Here is an 18,575-nt window from a genome sequence, read left to right as displayed (position 1 = left end):
CATAAAGTTCCATACCATTCCTATTAACACCCATAGTTTAGAAACTCATATTATTGACTTACGGCTCGAAAAACTGCATCACTGAGGCCTTGCCGTTTGTTACTTCGATTTCCGCCAGTGCACCGTTGACGAACGTCATCTGCGGCGGAACATGCCCACAGTCGATATCATAAACAGTCGGTACGCCCAGCTCCTCAGCAAGCTCCCGGTACACATCTAATGCTACATAGCCGTCAATGGGCTTGTTCACATCGCTTCGGCCAAATAGAATCCCGCTACAATGGTCAAACCAACCTGCCAGTCTCATTTGAATAAGCGAACGGCGAAGGTCGGTTACGCTCAATTCGCAATTTTCCAGATACCAGATGATCGGCTCACAATGAATGAACTGATGATGGAATGTCCTCACATCGCCGTACGGTGTCCCAATTAAATGCCGGATAACATCAATGCAACCGCCGAGTAGGCGTCCTCGAATGCGGGCATCGTTGCCTGATGTCGTCTGCCATACGGTCGGCTCCGTTAGATGGAAAACACAGGGCGAAGGATGTTCGTGATCCCATGCCTTCTGATACAGCTTTGATGAAAACTGTTGAACGGTTTCTCCGGACCGCGTCGCAAGCACAGTTTCCCACATCGCCGTTGTCTCGTCCGCATACTCCCCTCTTATATCAATCAAATTAGTGCCGTGCGCTGTGGCTATTCCGGTGGAGAGCGTAACAGCCAGCAACAGCATGCTTGTATCTGAGTAGCCTAGAATCCATTTGGGCTGAATAAGTTTGTATTCGATCCGATCCACAATTTCGATCAACAGATCTCCACCCCATGGTGGTAAGATCAGACCGATCTCCTCGTTCTGCAACAGTGCGTTGAGTTCCGCAGCCCTTATGGTAGCCGGTGCCGACTTTGCTTTCTTTTGAGTCCATATTGTCTCCCCACAAACCACCAGATAGCCCTTCTCCTTTAAACGGTCGCTCGCCTGCTTTACCATTTCGTGAAAAGGCCCCTTAACGCCTGATGAAGGTGCAGTGACGCCAATAGTTGTCCCTTTATGCAAAAAAGGATAGCGTATCATTGACAGCTTCCTCCTCATAAAATGTAACTAGTCTAATATTTCAAAATTACATTGCGTACTTATCTCCTAGCCATTTCGCATCGAAAAAGAAATAGCCATAATCCTGAAGCTGATTGGATGCCCTGCATCACTTTAAGAAAGAAACACTTGGAATTAGCCGACAGGAGTTGGCGTAACAACCTTCCACTAGCTTCCCTGCAGACCCAGTGGACGTCAATTCAGGAGAATGTCAGATTGCCGGCCTTCCCCGTTCATCTCCTGGCGGCTGACAAGTTTCCGGTATATTTTTCCATCATCCATTAATTGTTTGTGTGTCCCCCATTCAACCATCTCCCCTTTATGCATGACTAAAATCATATCCGCATTCTGAATCGTAGACAGGCGATGGGCAATAACAATCGTTGTTTTACCGTCACGAAGGCGATCAACGGCATACTGGAGCTTTCTCTCCGTTGTCATATCCAATGCTGAAGTCGCTTCATCCAGAATCAGGATCTCCTTGTTCTGAATCAATGCTCTCGCGATAGAGAGGCGCTGGCGTTCCCCGCCCGAAAGTGTAACCCCCCGTTCACCGATGACCGTATCGTATCCATCCGGCAGACTCATAATGTACTCATCAATTTGCGCTGCCTCGCAGGCTTCGCGCATATTTGCGTTCCCTTGCTCGCCCAATCCCAGCAGCAGGTTATTTCGTATCGTATCTGGAAACAGATACGGTTCCTGGAACACAATTCCTATTATGCGGGTCCAATCGGTCCGACGCACCTGGTTAAGAGATCTTCCATTCACTTCTATGCTGCCGACCTCGGGCACGAAGTTATGAATCAAGAGCTGGGCAATGCTTGACTTCCCTGATCCGCTAGTACCGACAATGGCAATTTTCCTTCCAACGGGAAGCTCAAAGCTAAGATTTTTCAGAACTTGATTATCTCCTGGATGGTAGCGGAAGTCGACATTTTTGAAGGAAATGTGCTGCAGAGGAAACGGAACAGGCTCGTTTCCTTCTTCGTACTGTTCTCCTTCCATCACATTACGAAGCCTTTCCAGACTGGAAGTACTTGCCGATCCATCCATTATCAAGTTGAACAGATCTTGAAGATATTGGATAAACTGAAATCCGAACTGGAATAAAACAACGAACATACCAATTGACAGCTTTCCTTGCAGAACCAGCAGCCCTCCGTATCCCACAATAAGTACCCGTACGCCCCAATTGAGAGGTTCGCTGAAAATCATTTTTAAATTAACGAGTTTGCCTTCATGCATCACTCTTTCATAGTAATCTTTAAAGAATCTGTCATATCTATCTTTTTCCCAAGCCAGCCTATGGTAAGCAAGCACTTCTCGGGTAGACGATATTCCTTGTTCAATATGAACTAGCATGCGCGATTTGGCTTGCTGGACTTCCCCGGCGGCCTTCTTCAGCTTGACGGAGAAGAACCTTCCCAAGCCAATGTACACGGTCCCCAAAAAAAAACAGGTCGCCAACATTATCGGGCTCGCCATGCCAATGACCACAGCCAAAAAAATAACGGAGAAGAGCTGTTGGACAACCTTTGGAAACTGATTTCCAGCCATGTAGGCTACCCTATCCAGATCCTGAGTAACATAGTGCACATATGTAGCTGTCCGTTCTTTTTGGAGATGCTGCACCGGAATCCTGTACACATAGGACATAAAGTCGTCAGCAAGCCGAGCTTGAATGGCCGAATGGTTCCTATGCATCATGTGTGGGCCATATGTGAACAAAACAGCGTAAACAATGAATGCCGCCACAAAAAGAAGCGTGATGCCCGTTACCTTCTCATAATGGCCCGACAGGAGAATTTCGTCGATAAGGCGTTGCTGTAAGCTGATGATTGACAAGAAAGACAGGGACTCCAGAATCATCAATATAATTGAAAAGAGCAGTAACCAGGGGTTCAACATCAGATATTTTCTTAGAAATCCGATATTCTGTTTCATCAACATGGTTCACCCCTGTTCTCCCGTAATTAGATGATAATAGGCCCCTTGCCGGCTCATCAATTCATCGTGGCTTCCCATCTCGCGGATCCGCCCTTGTTCAAGCACTACAATGAGATCATAGTCCCTAATCGTGGATAATCGATGGGCAACGGTAATGGTAGTTCTTCCGACCAGCAGATGATCCAGCGCTGCCTGTACTTCTTTTTCGCTAGCCGTATCCAAAGCCGAGGTCGCTTCATCAAGCAGAACGACGGAAGGTTTCTTGATGAACATGCGAGCAATAGATATGCGCTGCTTCTGTCCCCCGGACAAGTTAACTCCCCTTTCACCAAGCAGCGTATCGTATCCTTCGGGCAGAGTGCATATGAATTCATGAGCACATGCGGCCTTGGCAGCCACCAGCATGTCTTCTTCCTTCGCTTCCGGATTTCCGAACAAGATGTTGTTTCGTATCGTGTCACCAAAAAGGAACGTTTCCTGAGATACATAGCCTATATTCTCTCGTAGTTGAGAAAAAGACAACTTCTGAATGGGCACTCCATCCAACAGAATCTCGCCCTGCAGAGGGTCGTAAAATCGGAGCATCAGTTTTAACACGGTGGATTTCCCATGTCCACTGGGTCCCACGATGGCTAACCTTTGTCCAGGCTTAATCATCAAATCAAAATCCAATAGTACCTCTGGCCCGTTATCATAGCGGTACGCGACATGACTGAAACGTATTTCTCCCTTCAACTCGCTTAAGGTGACCAGTTCAGCAGCCTCAACCACTTGAGGTTCGGTTTGAATGAAACGGTGGATTCTGGCAGCTTGATGCATAAGCACCCTTTGCTCCGTAATTACAGTAATTACCAGGGTCAGAGTCTGCATGACTTGAAAATAGTAGAGCAAATAAGCAGACATTTCCCCCACGCTCAAAGCCTGTTCCTTGACCAGATGTATTCCGTACAGGATGACGGCAATGCCACCGATGTAGTAGGACATCCGGCGTATCGACCCTCTCCAGAAGGCCATCCATAACATGCGAACCCTTCCGTCCAGAAACAACTGCAAGTGTTCCATAAGTCTCTTCCGGTCCCATGCTTCGGCACCATGGGCGCGCAACTCAGTTAGGGCCGACACACTTTCGTATACCTTTTGATTATAGGATATGCGTTGTTGCGTATTCTCCTTGGCCAGGACCGTCGCTTTTTTTTCAATCGAAGGCCCGACAAGATAATAAAGAAACATACACGGAACGATAATCAGTGTTAACGGAACACTGATGGCACACATCACCACTATGGAAACGATAGACACAACAATATTTTGAATCGTATGCGGAAGCAAGAAACGGTAAAAATCCTGAAGCACGCTGACCTCTGTATTCATGAAAGATAAGCTTTCTCCTATCGGCCGTTGTTCGAAATAAGGAATACCCATTTCTCTCATATGCTTGAAGATATCGTATTGTATATCTCGTGCGGCTTTCTCCTGAATTGATCGCTGCAGAAGATTCTGCAATGCCATCAGACCGAACATGATAAACATGCCGGCCACCAAGAATATAATAAGCCAGCGGAACCTGACTTGATCCCCCAATGGAACGATGACATCTATGAAATACTGGACACCTTTAGGAATCGAAATTTGAATCAGCGTGACCCCAAGACCACAACACACCAGAATTAGAAACATGACATAATACTTGCGAACGTAAGACAAGACCCATCGATAAGTGTGATACAACGAATCCTTATGTTGTGCCGCCCGTCCTGACTGCAACACTGCAGAGACTCTTTCCTTCATATGTCACCTTCATACCTGGTTGACCCATCAAGGCAGCAACCTATTGTCGATTAGATTCAGCCTGCCGTTAGCCAGCAGCAGTCGATCATTATGATACATCAGGCTCGCGGAACGAAGATCCCTGAACGCCCGTTCCAAAGGCAACCGATCATTTGTTATGAAACCGTAGGTTAGGCCTGCTACCTCAATCATATCATCCGTTGCTTTGAAGAGCGTCTCGGAGGCTATGATTTTAAGGTTGTTGATATGAATGTTGAAGCGCGGCTCTTCCAATTGCTCCAACTGCCCGTTATTACAATTTTTCTCGTAACGTTTCATCATCTCACCCAAGTAGATGTCCACCGTGTCCAACTGTAGCCGAATTCGGGCTATCCTTGCATAAAGCAGGTCGGATTGGAGGTTGAACCGGGAGCGGTTCCGGGGGTCCCGGATCAATTGTATCAACCTCTCGTACACCCCTTTTGCTGCACCTAGCCAACAAGCAGACCAAAGGATATGACCGATAGGAATTAACACTTGCACAGCCAATTGTTTAAAATTCGTTGCGACACCGATCATCTGCTCTCTCCCAATCTTTCCCCGAATTCTCATGCCAATGCTCCCTGTCCCTCGCATTCCCATGGCTTCCCATTCCGAAACGTTTTCAAATTCAAGTTGGCTACGTTCGGCAAGGACCAGTTTGACATCAGTGCTGGAGCTAAACTCTGACTCTTTCATCGTGATTAGAAACCAGTCCGCATATTCACCTCCGGTCACAATTGGCGCATGACGGTCAATATAAAGCTCACCGCCCTCATGGAATAATGGACTATGGGACGTTAGTAAGTGCCCCCCCTTTTTCTTTTCGGTGGTGACAGAAGCTATCAATGGCTGTTCTTCGGCCAGTTTCGACAACAGGTGGAGCAAAAATTCATTCCGCCCCTGCCGAATCAGCACCTCGACCTGCTGAACATGCATGGCCCAGATCATTCCCGTCGACAGACAGCCGCTGGACAGAACCTGGGCCATGGAGGCAAGGGAACGCAGTGAGGGCTGTCTCTCGTCTGATATATTGGGGAGAGATGCCGACATCAGCTTTCTAGCCTTCAATTCGGAAACATTTTCTACGGGAAACGTACCGTTCCGATCTACGACACTCGCTCGTTCAGCAAATCGTTCGGCTGCCTTCCTTGCTTCCGATAGCTTTTTTGCAAAGACAGAATCATTTGACTGGTAGGAATAACGCATATCAAAGTCCTTTCGCTTACTGGATTTGGTAAGCATGGCCTCAGGCCATGCTTACGAATTTCATTTGTTAAGGACAACCTTAGAAGGCCGATTCATGTCAAATAGCCGTTCCAACAAGGATACCTCCCAGCGTATGGCAATCTCATCACTATTATAATGGTAGACCTCATTCATAAATTCATGATTTTTGATATTTAGTGCTTCCAGCGTGCCATCCGGACCAGCTTCACCATATAAAACGCGCGTGTAATATAGAGCATAGAACACTTCTTTGCGAAAGTTCAGTTCCTGGACTCTCTGAAGAAACTTGTCCCAATGCACGAATACGCAGGGGCTATTCAGAAAACGATGAACGTCCATGAACTTATAGAGAAGAACATCTTTGTATGCCATGACATCCAGTTCGCTCGTCGCCTCCCTGGATAGATGAATTAGCATAAACAGCAACAAGTCCTCCCATTCCAGAGTACGGACCTTCTGTCCTGCAACATCGATGTTCTGGCTTCTCTCCAACATCTGCTTCACGGCGGCATCGGTTCTGCGACTGGTCATCAGATCAAGCGAGAACTGCAAATCCAGCGCGTGATATTCCAAGAATGGGCTACCCTCCACGACTTTAATTAAAGGAATCACTTCATGGGAGGTCATTGACCGGATCATAATCTCCCTGCGGGAAAGCGGTGTCACGCAATGGGTTTTGTGGTTGATCACTCCCTGTATGTAACCCTTCTCTTTCATGATTTTCACCGCTTCATCGATTTGACTGGAATGAATTAGTATGTCATTATCCTTGAAGTCCCTGCTTCCCAGATCGCCGTATGCTACTTGCGAGAGCACAATCCCCTTTAGCAGGCTGTATTCAACGCCTTGCCTATCGAGTTCTTGGCAGATATCCAAGGTTAGCTGACACTGCTGTTCGCCTCTAATTTTCTGCATATGGTACATTTGTTTCACGGAACTGATGAACTTTCCATAGATACCCTTCTCCGTTCCGTCCACCAAATAATAATGCGCGATATTAAGCCATGCTGTTCCCATGACACCATGGGTATGCAGTAATCCAAACACTCGGCTCCAATCCATATGTGTGGTCATTAATCGATTGAAATCGGCAATCTCTGCATCGTGCAATGCGGCTTTTGAGCATAACAGCACGAACCTCTCCTCATCAGTACGAGAATCCAACGTCATCGAGGACATACTCCTTTCGCTTAGAGAAGATTTACTTTTGTCCTACGATAAAAATGTTATTACCACGAGGCGCCAATTCTTCCTTATCAAGGAATATTGATTCAATCTCCAAAATTTGCTCGAATGTGAGCGGATCAAGCAATATTTCGCTCAATGTTTGGGTGTTCCCCTCAATCTGCGTCTCCAAAAAGCCAGGATAGATGAATGCTGGAAATCCTTTCAGGCTCTGGACTCTCAATCCACACTTGTCGTAATATCTCTGAAGCTGGTTCGGGGTAAACATATGAATATCGGGCATTTCCAGCGTAAAGCGACCTTTTCCTTTCGTGAGCTTTCGAGCCTCTTCGATTCTCCCGAGAGAAATGTTAAAATACAGGGCATGGTACAGATTCGGGGTAAAAGAAACCAGATACCCCTCCGGTCTAAGCAATGTTACTATTTCCTCTAAAACCTTGAGCGGCTCATCCACGAATCCCAATACGTTGTGGAAGTTGAAGCACACATCGACCGATGCTGGCTGCACGCCTTCAATTGCATGCAAGTCTCCCTGTTTGATGGACCATCTGTCCTGGAGTCCATTCGACTCCCGTTTGAGGCGGGCCTGTCTCAGCATGTCTTCTGACAGATCATACGTATATCCACGGCTATCGGGAAATTCCTGAAGCACTTTAAATGACCATCTTCCTGTACCTCCACCGGCATCGAAAAAGGTAAAGCCTTTCGGTAAGCGTTCCAGCACCTGCTTCTTGAACACGTTCCATAATAATCGGTCCGAGAGCTGCCAATACGCCTGCTCCTCTACCAAATCATACTTGTCCGCCTTATGCTTAAAGTAATCGATCGTGTCGTGTTTCGTCGTAGTCATCTTATTCCCCCTTTCCTCATATTCCATGGCAATCTGATTGAAAATACAAACGGATGCCCACTGCATCGATCCAACTGAATGCCTCCGGCTCCTTCTCAGCTAACTGCCTTAATGCATGGATGGGCATCCACTGGCCATCAAGAGTCTCATCCCCGGTACGTAATGGCATTCCCTCCGCTTCGCATCGGAAATAAACCCCCATCGAATCGATGGGACCCGCTAAGGTTTGATAGACGGCGAATGGGCGAATCGCCTCCACTCTCCCAGTCCTCGACTCCACTTCTACATAAGTATCCATCCCTTCGATCCGAACCAATTTAAGACCTGTCTCTTCTCGAACCTCCCGCTTCAACCCTTCAATCATCGATTCATACTCCTCCAGCTGACCCCCGGGCAATTCCAATGCCTTCGGCTGGTCAGGCTTATTCCGGACCTGCAAATACAGATGAAGTTCCCCTTGGATTCGTCTCTCGATTATGGCCCGCACGTTAACGTACATGATAACCCTCCCCAGGCAGGAAATCACTCATCACTTCTTCCAAATTTAAATTGAGATTAAACTGGAGATGATAAGCCTTGTACCGCCTCGTAATTTTACGCGTGTAACCTAGCAGCCGTTTGGCTAGTGTGCCCCCCAACCCTCCGCTGGTGAACGAAAAAATATGGCATAGATACTGAGTTTCAAATATACGCTCCTGCAAAGATTGCACAAAAGCTTCTTTGCTTGCCGGCATGACGGCATTAAAGGCATCCTTCTCCAGTAAAACAAAGGCATCCACCGGCCAGCTTCCGCATCCCCCAATTAGTCCTGACCTAGAGATGTAGGGGGTGGAATGAACTACTAATTCTCCCGAATAAAACATCATCAATGCTGTATCATCGGTAATGACAGAATATCCAGATTTAATCGCTTTCTGAGCTATTGTGGATTTTCCGGCGCCGCTTTGCCCCAGAAAGACAATCGCCCTCCCATGTTCGCCCACAACGCATACCGAATGAAGGAGAAAAGCATCCATTTGGATGAACTTGGGAAATAGAGATATTCTCTGGGAGAACTCCCATGACCGATCTTCATATTCGTCATATCCGGCTCGCTGAATGAATTTCAGCATGCTGTTCCAACAGGAATCCCACTCTATTTCATAATTAAATTGCAGTTTAGAGCGGATTAGTACATGGCTATCGCTCCAACGAACCTGATCATTAGCTGGATTACTGAGCAGAGGACTCGTATCCCACAGCTTGATGCTACATTGATGATGCACATCAACTGGTGGAGAATCAACAATGACGTGCGAATACCATTGTCGGGTTCGCTCTTCCAAGGCATGAAGCTGAGACGGAAAGTTCACCTGTACATGAATGGGGCCGTATCGATAAGTATACAGAAGCGTCCCTCCTTTCCTTATGATCTTTGGATTTTTCCAGTAGGGGTCCTGGGCAGCGTCTGAACAATCTCTACTCTCTTTGGGACCTTAAAAGCAGACAACCGAGAGCGACACAGACGAAGGATGTCATTAACTTCAATTCCGGTACCCTTTTCCCCAAGAACAATGAATGCCACTGGCACTTCCCCAAGCCATTGATCCGCCTCTGCTTTGACAACGACCTGGTCCACTGGAAAATGGTTCAAGATTAACTGCTCAATTTCCTCTGGATGAACCTGCTTTCCCCCGGATTTGATCAGCAATTTGCTTCTCCCCAGGATCCATAGATTGTTCTCTTCGTCTACGTATCCTCGATCCCCGGTCCGGAGCCAGCCATTTACCAATGTTACATCGGTCTCAGCTTGATTACGGTAATACCCTTTCATTACGCTGAGACTGCTTACCCATACCTCCCCTGGTTCCAGAAACCCCAAGGTGTTACCATGCTCATCTCTTATGCAGATCTCCACTCCTCTGATCGGTTTTCCGACATTGGAAGGATGGTATTCTTTCGGGATGATCCGGGTCGTAATCCGCGGTCCTGCCTCCGTCTGGCCATAGGTCTGGACCATTTGCACATTCGGTGGGAGCTTATCTCTTACCGCTTCCAGCACTTTGGGGGCTACCTGCCCTCCCCCAAAACAGATATAACGTAAGGCAGGCAACTGTTTATATTCCGATTTTAACAGGCTCACTGCCTGCAGCATCGTTGGAACAGCCGTCACGACGGTAATCTGCTGCTCCTGAATCGTTCTCAGGAAAGAGGAGGGCAGGAATAGTTCAGGCATAATCACTATCTCGCTGCCCAGATACATGTGGGTTAGGAACTGGGATGTATTGCAGTACCCAAAGGGCATAGGCAATGTAATCAGCACTTTATCCTTTTCTGTCAGGTTCAGGGAGTGGCAGTGCGCTTTGACGTTGGTGATCAGATTGCGGTGAGTAAGCTGCACGATCTTAGGATTGCCAGTCGTTCCAGAGGTTTGCAGCATAAGGGCAACCTCATCGAAAAGACAAGACCTGTATATCGGCTTCGCCTCCGTCTCCACATTCTGCAAGTCCTCCATGCATAGAATCTGTACGGCCGGAGAGGCATTCAAGGCCTGATCCGTCTGCTCAGCTAACTCCCTTAGCTTCACCCTCATCTCCGCTGTAGTAATGCAAAGGCGGGCATCAACCACACGACAAGCTCGGACAAGCTCAGCCCGGGAACTTCCGTAATAAAATGGCATGACAATTGCCCCAAGTAATGTAACTGCGAAGTAAGCCTGTATGTATGCAGCGGAATTGGGTAGGCACAATATTGCAATATCGCCCTTCCTGACGAATGGTTCAATTTGCAACTGCAGGGTGACAGTTCGGGACAAGAGCTGCTTATAGGTCCATTTCTCTTCGCCGAATGTTACGGCAACCCTATCTGGATTCCGTTCAGCCTGATGCAGTAGCAGGTCCCCGATGCACCCTGGTTCCAACTCCTTAATAAGAATCGCCTCCTTAACGGTTCTACCCTCTGCTATCAATTTGAAAGATTTGTCCGCTAACATTGGCAATGCTATCTGATAACAGGTAAAGGATGAAATTTGCAGTCTCATCTGTTGTGGAAATCCGGGACAACAGGCTCTCATCCAGAGCCTTTCGATGCTTTGCCTCATGATCCCGATTCAGATTTGTCAGCATGAATCCAGGGCAAACGGCATTGACAGCAATACCGTAAACGCCCAATTCTCGGGCCATTGATTTGGTTAAGGCATTAAGTCCGGCCTTGGAGGCCGCATAATTACTTTGCTGTGAACTACCTACAATGCCGCGATAGGAGGAGACATGAATAATTTTGCCTCTGCCCCGTTCCTTCATTCTTTGGCTGACCTTCTGGGATACCAGAAACGCCCCATCCAGGTTGACATGCAAAACCTCTTTCCATTGAGCATATGTCATATCTTGAAAACCCGAATCGTTAATAATTCCAGCATTGTATACAAGCCCATCTACCCACCCCAAACGATCAAGCAGTGTTTGGAGGGTCTCATCCAAATGATTGGCATTCGTTACATCCAGATGACCAGCATAAAGACGATCACGCCAACCGGATTGATCTTTCCTGATGCGGATCGGGGTACGGTTATATGTGGCAGCGACTATCGCACCTTCTTGCAGCATCTTCTCAAGAAGGCACCTACCCAATGTTCCCGAACCTCCAATCAGAAGTAATCGAAGTCCTTGAAGAGAAATGTGCACGGATATTCATCCTTTACGCAGTCTTGGCATCAACAAAGGCCGTCAATACTTCAACATTTTCAAACAATTGCGGTGCAAGCTCATAATCCTCTATCGTGATCCGAAACTCATCCTCGAGCTTGATGACCAACTGAAGAATCATAATGGAGTCAAATTGCAGATCGGTGATTAAGTTCTCTTTTCCCGAAAAAACATAGTCCTCCTCAACCCGATCGGCAAGTTCTTCCTTAACGAGCCTGCACACCGTCTCATAATGCGACATACGTTCACCCTCAGATTTAGAATAATTTTACAAAAATCTTACAACTCTATGAATGAGCCTTACGATACGGAATGAAATAATCAAATTTGGGCCCTTCCGTGTTCAGCCTGTCTTGATGGTCGACCGTCAGGTCCACGTCATCCGGAATTTTATTCCTCAATTCCTGCTTTAGAAGGAGCTCCGCCGCTTCTTGAAACCCTGTACCCGGTACAAGATGGAACAGGAAACTTTTCTCCTCCTCTTGCGTGACACGAAATTGACGAATGGCGTCTGGATGCAATCGATTGACCTTCGTTACCGCGTAGTGGAAGAGAATCGGACTGGATATCCAACTGCCTGACCGGATATATTGCGTCGCTCTGCCGCCGGTCACTTCGATAACGGGATGCGCTGAACCGCATGTACATCTGATGCCAGGCAACCTTCCAATATCTCCAGTGTCATAACGGATCAGGGGCCAGGTTTTGTTGGTCAAATCGGTAATTACCACGTTCCCGTATCCATCACTGTCGGCATTTAGAATCTCAACGTACATCTGATCACTTGATAGATGAAGATTTCCGTTTCTACAGCTCATCGCAATGCACCAAAATTCGCGCGAACCGTAATGGTTGTAAACGATGGGACCGAATGCCTTTTCAATGGCCTGTCGTTGATAATCAAATAGCATTTCTCCATTAATCTCAATATACTTGAGTGGAAGCATTGTTCGATCGAAATTGCGCTCTAATAGATGATTCGCGAACAAATAAAGTGCCGTAGATACCGAAAGCAACCACTGGGGGCGATATTCAAGTAACGCTTCATAATAGGTGTCCAATCGCTTTGAGGACATATCGAGCATGGACATATACATTACTTGCTGATATACAGACACTGTATCGGTCGTTAAATCGTCCTCATTGAAGGCATAGAACATCGCGTACGGGTCCTTGGGACCGATTCCCCCTTTGTTCCCGCGAATTCGCCATAAAAGCCTTGCCTTTTGCCATTTTTCCTGATTTGATTTATAACATTTGAGCGGCTGGCCCGTGGAGCCACTGGTAAATTCGGCATATAACTTGGCCGTGGAATCGGTGAGAAGTAATTCCTCCCTGCCAATGATTTCTCCTTTCTCCAATTTTGGAATCTGTTCGAATCTCTCCCGGCTCCAATTGGAAGTCGTAATTCCCGACAGTCTTTCCTTATAAAAAACCGAGTATTCAGCGGCGTACTCTGCCAATTCGTGCAACCTCTCCCGAAGACTTTCCCAACTATTCATTAACAATAGAATCCCGCCTTACGGTTTTAGTGTTACGTTAGTTCTCGGAAACTGAACAGCACTCCAAATATAAGGCATTTCAAGCAGGCCGTGGATTAGCCTCTCCCAACCAATACCAAAGCCTGATGTTTCCCTATAGTTATCCAAGGTTCTGGACTGAAGATAGCACTGGTAGTCCTCCTCCGGTAGGTTGAATATCACGGCTTTTTCTTTCAGTTGTTCAATGGTTCCGACACGCTGCCCACTTCCAATAGTCTCCCGATATCCGGGCCAGATAAAGTCGGTATTGTTCGCAACCCGTCTATCCCTACCTCTAAGCTCGGCATGATAGAATGGCACCTCAAGTAAAGGGAACTCGCTAATCGCCAGGAAACCTCCATATATTTCGGTGAGGCGGACTTCCTCCCAGGAACCGAAGTATTCCAGCGTAAAGTTATTGTAGACTTCATCCTTGGTGTCTTCATATAAGGCTTTCAGAGCCTCTTCAAAGGTTAGCTCGGTTATTTTCTTGCGCTGGCTGATCTCCTCCAGCATCACCAAGCGATCTTCAGACAGAAATACGCTTAGGTCGGCTTCATTATACCTTAGTAAATCCTGTATGATTCTGAATAACAAGCGGGTAATAATATTCTTGTTGGTATCTTGGTCAACCGCTCCTTCGTATTCAATATGATGAAACTCGGACAAATGGGACGAATCCACATTCTCTTTACGGAACGAGTTGTAGATGGAGTAGACATGATCCACCTTATTCTGAAGCACAGACAATTCCAGATAAATCTGCGACGATTCGGATAGGAATGCCTTGCTCGGCAAGTCGAACCATTCCAGGGAAATGGGACATACATCTGTTGTATAACTTATGGCTTCCCGTCCATACACCGCGCCTGGCGAAGAGATCATCCGAGTGGTTAAAGGCAGGAGTGTATATAGTGCGTTCATTTCCCCAAAAAACAGGTTGCATGACATATTGATCTGATGATTGATTCTGGCAATGGCGCCCCAATAGTTCTGTTGGCTAAAGCTGGCTACCCGGCTCTCAGCTTCAGCTAACGTATACCGACCCGCCTGCACATTATCCAAGGGTTCAAAAACATTATTCCCCCGATACCCCAGTTGATTGTCTTTCTTTGTATAATATGGTCCTAACATGAGATAACCTCTCCTCAATTTTAAATAATGCTTGTCTTTTCCTAATAAATTAACTATGAATTGCTCAACCTTTTCTTGAATCCGGATGATTTCATTAAAGTTGTCCCGCGATATAATTTTCCCTTTCTTTCTTGCTCCTTACCTTACGGAGCATCTCAACCGGCGACAGTGGATGGGACTCATCCCATTGTACTAAATTGGTCATCAATTCCCGGACCACGGGATGCATACGTTGAAGATATTCCGCCTCCTTCATTTCTGGATAAGACGTATGCCCTCCATACATTTCATCTTTCCCCTGTACGCTGTAATGCAGTGTCCTTCTATGATCCTGCGAATTACAGGCCCCGCGATGCAGGGTATGGGCATTCATGAATAAAACGTCCCCTGGCAAGCAGGATACTTGAGATTCACTCGGTAGCGGATGCGCATGGTTGTTATTCACTTCCTCCCTCTCCTGAATAGTTAGCGCTCGCCTGTGCGATCCCGGAATCGCGATAAAACAGGAGTCCGTGTAAAGCGGAATATTAAACTGAACATGATTGGGAATGCCTCCGGGATGGTAGTACTCGTTATCCCCGTAATCGCGATGCCAGCGCAACTGGTAGTTTACTTTATCTGGTGACCACAGCGCATGCGCCCCCCAGAACCGTAGTTCATCCCCTAAAATTCCCCTGAGAATGCTCATCAAACGCTCATTACCAAAAACGTCTCCAAAAGCCGGTTCATACAAGTCCGGTTTAAGGATATTATTCACGCCCCAGGTGTCGTAATCATCCTCCTGCTTCTTGGTATAACGGGTTATATACCGCAAAGGCTCCCTTTTCACCTTGACAATGACCTTCTCCATGGCATCCTTCAACCGGTCGAGTTCATGGATCGTGAAGACTCCCTGTACAACAACATAACCCTCGTTAATGAAGCGTTCTTTAAGGCTCATCATGGATGGGCACTCACCTTTCTTTGCTCTTTTGTTTAAGGAACAGCTTCCCACTCCTTATCAGCCTGCATCCTCCAGATATTACGAATGTTTTCATATAATTCTGATGGAAGGACTCCTTTGCTTGCCAGTTCCATGTTGTCAAGCCAACGCTCTGGCTTCGTAGTGCCGACCAGAACTGTGTGAACTCCTGGAATAGATAAAGCAAATCTCAACGAGTATTCCAGCATCAGGGCATGATCATCGCGAAAGGGGATGTCTAACTCACGCAAACGCTCCCAATAAGTGACCTTGGCTGGCTTGAGAAGAGTCCCCTTACTACTTCCCATTTTTTTCCACATGGCTAACTGGCGCTCGAAACGCTTGACATGCTCCTGTGCGTTGACCCAGGCGGCATTGGCGAGCGGACGCTTCACCATTACACCAAGCTGCTGTTGTCGCGCCAAGGGAATTAATTCCTTTATCGCCGATTGATCGACAATATTGGCGGTTACCTGCAATGTATCAAAACACTTCATGCCAATGGCAAATTTCGCGTGATTCCCGTCACCGCTGTAGCCCAGATATCTGACCTTGCCCTTCACTTGCATTCTTTGGAGCGCCTGAATCACTTCACCTCGTTGTAATATCTCCTTGGAGCATCCGTGCAATTGCAACACATCGATGTAATCCGTGTCGAGCCGTTTCAGACTCCGATCCACGCTAAGTTCCAGCCACTCCGGGTCCCAATCGTGAAACGAATCATCATTCGAATGGCCGCATTTGGTAAACAGGTAATATTCCTGTCGTCGACCGGAGATGGCATGTCCGATTAACTCCTCGCTATTCTGATAACATTCGGCCGTATCAATAACATTAAGTCCATGATCCAAAGCGTTGTTCAGCAATTGGCTGACATTTTCCGGAGAGGCTTGTTCAAAACCAATCTGCGAACCACCGAATCCCATGATGCCAACGTGCATATCCGTCTTTCCAAGCTTTCTCTTATCCACTGCTTACCTCCCATACATCAAAACATCCTGTTCAATTCATATAGATATTCCCGAGACGTCTCTGCCACATTAAGAATGTTCTCGGCATGCTGACTAACCGAGGAAATTGGCCAATCCCCCCGAATCAGCCCCAGACTTGCCAGCCTGATGCATGCCGTGCCCACTAGCAAAGGCAGAACTTCGATGTCACTAGGCATTAGGGGACAATATTCTGCATATCCTTCAAGAAATTGTTGGAAAGGAGAGAATGCCAGATCACGCATGTCTTCAAAACGGGAACTGTCGCTTCGATAGGTTATGCCTGAAAAAGTAAGCAGTCCTTCGGCGATGTCTACAAGGGGATCGGTCTTGCATGCATTGTCAAAATCAATTAATCCCAACACAGAGCCACTGTGCGAGAATATGTAATTCATCGGGTTTAAATCCCCATGCGCAATAGATTCCCCCGATGCCGACCATTCATCGTGTTGGTTGGCCCATTGGTCCACAAGTTCCTTGCATACTCGAATAAAATACTGAATTCCTTCCTGATTCTCTTTGCTCATTGCGCTGCGCTGATCCATAAACTTTCTCAGCAGAAGTACAAGCATATCCTTGGCTGAAGCATAGGTAGATCGTTGCGGTAGCTCCGATGAATGAAAACGATAAAAGGTCTCAACCCCCACCCGAAATTTACCCAACTCCGCTCCGGCAGCGCGAGCCTGCTCCATCTTCCCCTCATACATGGTGCCGTCCAACAGGTACTCCTGAAGATACAGCATCCTACTGTTATCCACGCGTGCTATTAACTGCCCAGATGTTGTCAACTGAACGGTTGGCACCTTGACTGCTGCTTTGGTCAGTTCATGCTGAAGCTGAATGATACTCACGGCATGCGGTTCGGATTGAATGTACCAGGGAATTTCTTTAAGGAAATAGAGGCTCCCGTCCCGGTCTTCAACAAGCGCTTTTCTGGACGTTTCCGAAATCCGGTTCACCGGGATGACGGTTTGGTTTATATTCAGATAAGGGTATGTGATATATTCTGTTATCCCATACTGCTCCAGAGCTTTGGCTAATGTCGCCTCCGGGATAAGGCCTCTATAATTATCCGGCGGCTTAAGCAAACGCATCCCCCCCCTTCGATAAGTCTACCGAGCTAATATACTTGCCACGTATCCAACTTCTGCTGCAGCAATGGCAACAATCTTCTCCCAAGTCTGGTCATTTGTTCACTGACGGGATGGTTCGGATACGCGAAAACAAATGGAATGCCGTCGTTTCCCTTTACACTAATCTCGGGTATGATAGGGAATTTATCCAGTAAATACAGGCGATTCGGGGATGCTAGCTTTCCTTCCGTATCTCCTGAAAAGATCGGAGTAACATGGCCGCAACATTCACACTGGAACAAGGCCATATTCTCAACGATACCGAGTAACGGAACCTCCATGCTACGCAGCAGATCGATGCCTTTTTGCGTATCCGAATAACTGACGGTCTGGGGAGTCGTAATCAGGAGACATTTCCCCTTCAATCTACTTAGCAGTTGATTATGAATTTCCGAAGTCCCCGGAGGCATATCGACGATCAAGACATCAACATTCCAATCGGCTTTAAACAGCAGTTGCTGGAGTGCACCCTCTAAATATTTTCCAGGAAGAAAGATGCCATTTCTTTTTTTTTCGATAAGTCCAAGCGAAGAAATTTTGACTCCCGCATAAGTACCCGGATGGATGCTTAGTCCTTCTGCGTGCATGTCAGCGTCTTTGATCCCGGATACCATGGTCGGAATGCTTGGTCCTTCGAAATCCGCGTCGAACACCCCTACGCTCACTCCAGATAATGAATAAGCCAAGTTCACGGCGAACGTAGATTTTCCGACTCCGCCTTTTCCGCTATAAATGAAAAGTACGTCCATAAGCTCCTCCCTTGCATCGGCATGGGCTAGGTTAAGTGTTCTTCTTCAAAGTATAGATCATGGTCACGATGTTACTAATGGAGGCAAACGTATCATTAATCATGTACTCATCGGGAATGGTCATCTCGAACCTCTCTTCGAGTTCGAGCAATAGGTCGATGGCTTTCATCGAATCCAGACCGGCACTCTTCAGGTCTTCCGTCATTCCCAGATCGCGATTGATTTTTTGCTTCACCAGTGCCGCCACTTCATGCTCAATTTGTTCGTTTGACATGTGTCGTCCTCCCTTCCA

The 18,575-nt window shown here is 47.0% G+C and carries 18 protein-coding genes; all 18 read right to left on the bottom strand.

The annotated features are described in order from the left end of the window. Window positions 1-58: 58 nt before the first annotated feature. The 18 genes from NYE69_RS14800 to NYE69_RS14715 all read right to left on the bottom strand — a co-directional run bounded on the left by NYE69_RS14800 (window position 59) and on the right by NYE69_RS14715 (window position 18,557). On the bottom strand, window positions 59-1,075 hold the full coding sequence (locus tag NYE69_RS14800) for a S66 family peptidase (protein WP_340926778.1): 1,017 nt from the start codon (window positions 1,073-1,075) through the stop codon (window positions 59-61). A 213-nt stretch (window positions 1,076-1,288) separates the two neighbouring features. Then, window positions 1,289-3,040: an ABC transporter ATP-binding protein gene (locus NYE69_RS14795; protein WP_340926777.1), complete on the bottom strand. Its 1,752-nt coding sequence runs from the start codon at window positions 3,038-3,040 to the stop codon at window positions 1,289-1,291. Window positions 3,041-3,049: 9 nt separating this feature from the next. Next, on the bottom strand, window positions 3,050-4,831 hold the full coding sequence (locus NYE69_RS14790) for an ABC transporter ATP-binding protein (protein ID WP_340926776.1): 1,782 nt from the start codon (window positions 4,829-4,831) through the stop codon (window positions 3,050-3,052). Between the two features lie 27 nt (window positions 4,832-4,858). Next, window positions 4,859-6,094: an acyl-CoA dehydrogenase family protein gene (locus NYE69_RS14785; protein WP_340926774.1), complete on the bottom strand. Its 1,236-nt coding sequence runs from the start codon at window positions 6,092-6,094 to the stop codon at window positions 4,859-4,861. Window positions 6,095-6,118: 24 nt separating this feature from the next. Next, a complete protein-coding gene (locus NYE69_RS14780; protein WP_340926773.1) occupies window positions 6,119-7,249 on the bottom strand; it encodes a nucleotidyltransferase domain-containing protein in 1,131 nt (376 codons plus the stop codon). Window positions 7,250-7,280: 31 nt separating this feature from the next. Then, on the bottom strand, window positions 7,281-8,114 hold the full coding sequence (locus NYE69_RS14775) for a class I SAM-dependent methyltransferase (protein WP_340926772.1): 834 nt from the start codon (window positions 8,112-8,114) through the stop codon (window positions 7,281-7,283). A gap of 16 nt (window positions 8,115-8,130) precedes the next feature. Beyond that, window positions 8,131-8,613, bottom strand: a complete 483-nt coding sequence (locus tag NYE69_RS14770) for an NUDIX hydrolase (RefSeq protein WP_340926771.1) — start codon at window positions 8,611-8,613, stop codon at window positions 8,131-8,133. After that, a complete protein-coding gene (locus tag NYE69_RS14765; protein ID WP_340926769.1) occupies window positions 8,603-9,226 on the bottom strand; it encodes a hypothetical protein in 624 nt (207 codons plus the stop codon). Before NYE69_RS14765 ends, NYE69_RS14770 begins: the two co-directional genes overlap by 11 nt. A gap of 293 nt (window positions 9,227-9,519) precedes the next feature. Further along, complete coding sequence (locus tag NYE69_RS14760; protein WP_340926767.1) at window positions 9,520-11,085, bottom strand: class I adenylate-forming enzyme family protein; 1,566 nt, start codon at window positions 11,083-11,085, stop codon at window positions 9,520-9,522. Beyond that, the gene (locus NYE69_RS14755) at window positions 11,045-11,776 is read right to left on the bottom strand and encodes an SDR family NAD(P)-dependent oxidoreductase (protein ID WP_340926766.1); all 732 of its coding nucleotides are present in this window, start codon (window positions 11,774-11,776) and stop codon (window positions 11,045-11,047) included. Before NYE69_RS14755 ends, NYE69_RS14760 begins: the two co-directional genes overlap by 41 nt. Window positions 11,777-11,789: 13 nt before the next feature. Further along, window positions 11,790-12,038 carry a phosphopantetheine-binding protein gene (locus tag NYE69_RS14750; protein ID WP_340926765.1) on the bottom strand — a complete coding sequence of 83 codons (249 nt, stop codon included), beginning with the start codon at window positions 12,036-12,038 and terminating at the stop codon, window positions 11,790-11,792. A 46-nt stretch (window positions 12,039-12,084) separates the two neighbouring features. Next, window positions 12,085-13,260: a hypothetical protein gene (locus tag NYE69_RS14745; RefSeq protein WP_340926764.1), complete on the bottom strand. Its 1,176-nt coding sequence runs from the start codon at window positions 13,258-13,260 to the stop codon at window positions 12,085-12,087. 57 nt (window positions 13,261-13,317) lie between these two features. After that, window positions 13,318-14,451 carry an amino acid--tRNA ligase-related protein gene (locus tag NYE69_RS14740; protein ID WP_340926763.1) on the bottom strand — a complete coding sequence of 378 codons (1,134 nt, stop codon included), beginning with the start codon at window positions 14,449-14,451 and terminating at the stop codon, window positions 13,318-13,320. A gap of 94 nt (window positions 14,452-14,545) precedes the next feature. After that, window positions 14,546-15,394, bottom strand: a complete 849-nt coding sequence (locus tag NYE69_RS14735; RefSeq protein WP_340926762.1) for a phytanoyl-CoA dioxygenase family protein — start codon at window positions 15,392-15,394, stop codon at window positions 14,546-14,548. A 32-nt stretch (window positions 15,395-15,426) separates the two neighbouring features. Next, window positions 15,427-16,383, bottom strand: a complete 957-nt coding sequence (locus tag NYE69_RS14730) for an aldo/keto reductase (protein WP_340926761.1) — start codon at window positions 16,381-16,383, stop codon at window positions 15,427-15,429. Window positions 16,384-16,400: 17 nt separating this feature from the next. Continuing rightward, the gene (locus NYE69_RS14725) at window positions 16,401-17,489 is read right to left on the bottom strand and encodes a phosphotransferase enzyme family protein (RefSeq protein WP_340926760.1); all 1,089 of its coding nucleotides are present in this window, start codon (window positions 17,487-17,489) and stop codon (window positions 16,401-16,403) included. A gap of 32 nt (window positions 17,490-17,521) precedes the next feature. Beyond that, window positions 17,522-18,283: a P-loop NTPase gene (locus tag NYE69_RS14720; RefSeq protein WP_340926759.1), complete on the bottom strand. Its 762-nt coding sequence runs from the start codon at window positions 18,281-18,283 to the stop codon at window positions 17,522-17,524. Between the two features lie 31 nt (window positions 18,284-18,314). Further along, entirely contained in the window at window positions 18,315-18,557 is a 243-nt protein-coding gene (locus NYE69_RS14715; RefSeq protein WP_340926758.1) for a phosphopantetheine-binding protein, read from the bottom strand. Window positions 18,558-18,575 lie beyond the last annotated feature (18 nt).

Source organism: Paenibacillus sp. FSL R5-0527 (assembly GCF_038008055.1).
GTDB lineage: Bacteria > Bacillota > Bacilli > Paenibacillales > Paenibacillaceae > Fontibacillus > Fontibacillus macerans.
This window is presented reverse-complemented; position numbering and strand designations above follow the sequence as displayed.

Coding starts and splice junctions, on each gene's coding strand:
- NYE69_RS14760 (WP_340926767.1), bottom strand. CDS start 11,085: ATGTTAGCGGACAAATCTTTCAAATTGATAGCAGAGGGTAGAACCGTT.
- NYE69_RS14775 (WP_340926772.1), bottom strand. CDS start 8,114: ATGACTACGACGAAACACGACACGATCGATTACTTTAAGCATAAGGCG.
- NYE69_RS14780 (WP_340926773.1), bottom strand. CDS start 7,249: ATGACGTTGGATTCTCGTACTGATGAGGAGAGGTTCGTGCTGTTATGC.
- NYE69_RS14770 (WP_340926771.1), bottom strand. CDS start 8,613: ATGTACGTTAACGTGCGGGCCATAATCGAGAGACGAATCCAAGGGGAA.
- NYE69_RS14750 (WP_340926765.1), bottom strand. CDS start 12,038: ATGTCGCATTATGAGACGGTGTGCAGGCTCGTTAAGGAAGAACTTGCC.
- NYE69_RS14715 (WP_340926758.1), bottom strand. CDS start 18,557: ATGTCAAACGAACAAATTGAGCATGAAGTGGCGGCACTGGTGAAGCAA.
- NYE69_RS14800 (WP_340926778.1), bottom strand. CDS start 1,075: ATGATACGCTATCCTTTTTTGCATAAAGGGACAACTATTGGCGTCACT.
- NYE69_RS14735 (WP_340926762.1), bottom strand. CDS start 15,394: ATGATGAGCCTTAAAGAACGCTTCATTAACGAGGGTTATGTTGTTGTA.
- NYE69_RS14765 (WP_340926769.1), bottom strand. CDS start 9,226: ATGCTGAAATTCATTCAGCGAGCCGGATATGACGAATATGAAGATCGG.
- NYE69_RS14795 (WP_340926777.1), bottom strand. CDS start 3,040: ATGAAACAGAATATCGGATTTCTAAGAAAATATCTGATGTTGAACCCC.
- NYE69_RS14720 (WP_340926759.1), bottom strand. CDS start 18,283: ATGGACGTACTTTTCATTTATAGCGGAAAAGGCGGAGTCGGAAAATCT.
- NYE69_RS14790 (WP_340926776.1), bottom strand. CDS start 4,831: ATGAAGGAAAGAGTCTCTGCAGTGTTGCAGTCAGGACGGGCGGCACAA.
- NYE69_RS14740 (WP_340926763.1), bottom strand. CDS start 14,451: ATGTTAGGACCATATTATACAAAGAAAGACAATCAACTGGGGTATCGG.
- NYE69_RS14785 (WP_340926774.1), bottom strand. CDS start 6,094: ATGCTTACCAAATCCAGTAAGCGAAAGGACTTTGATATGCGTTATTCC.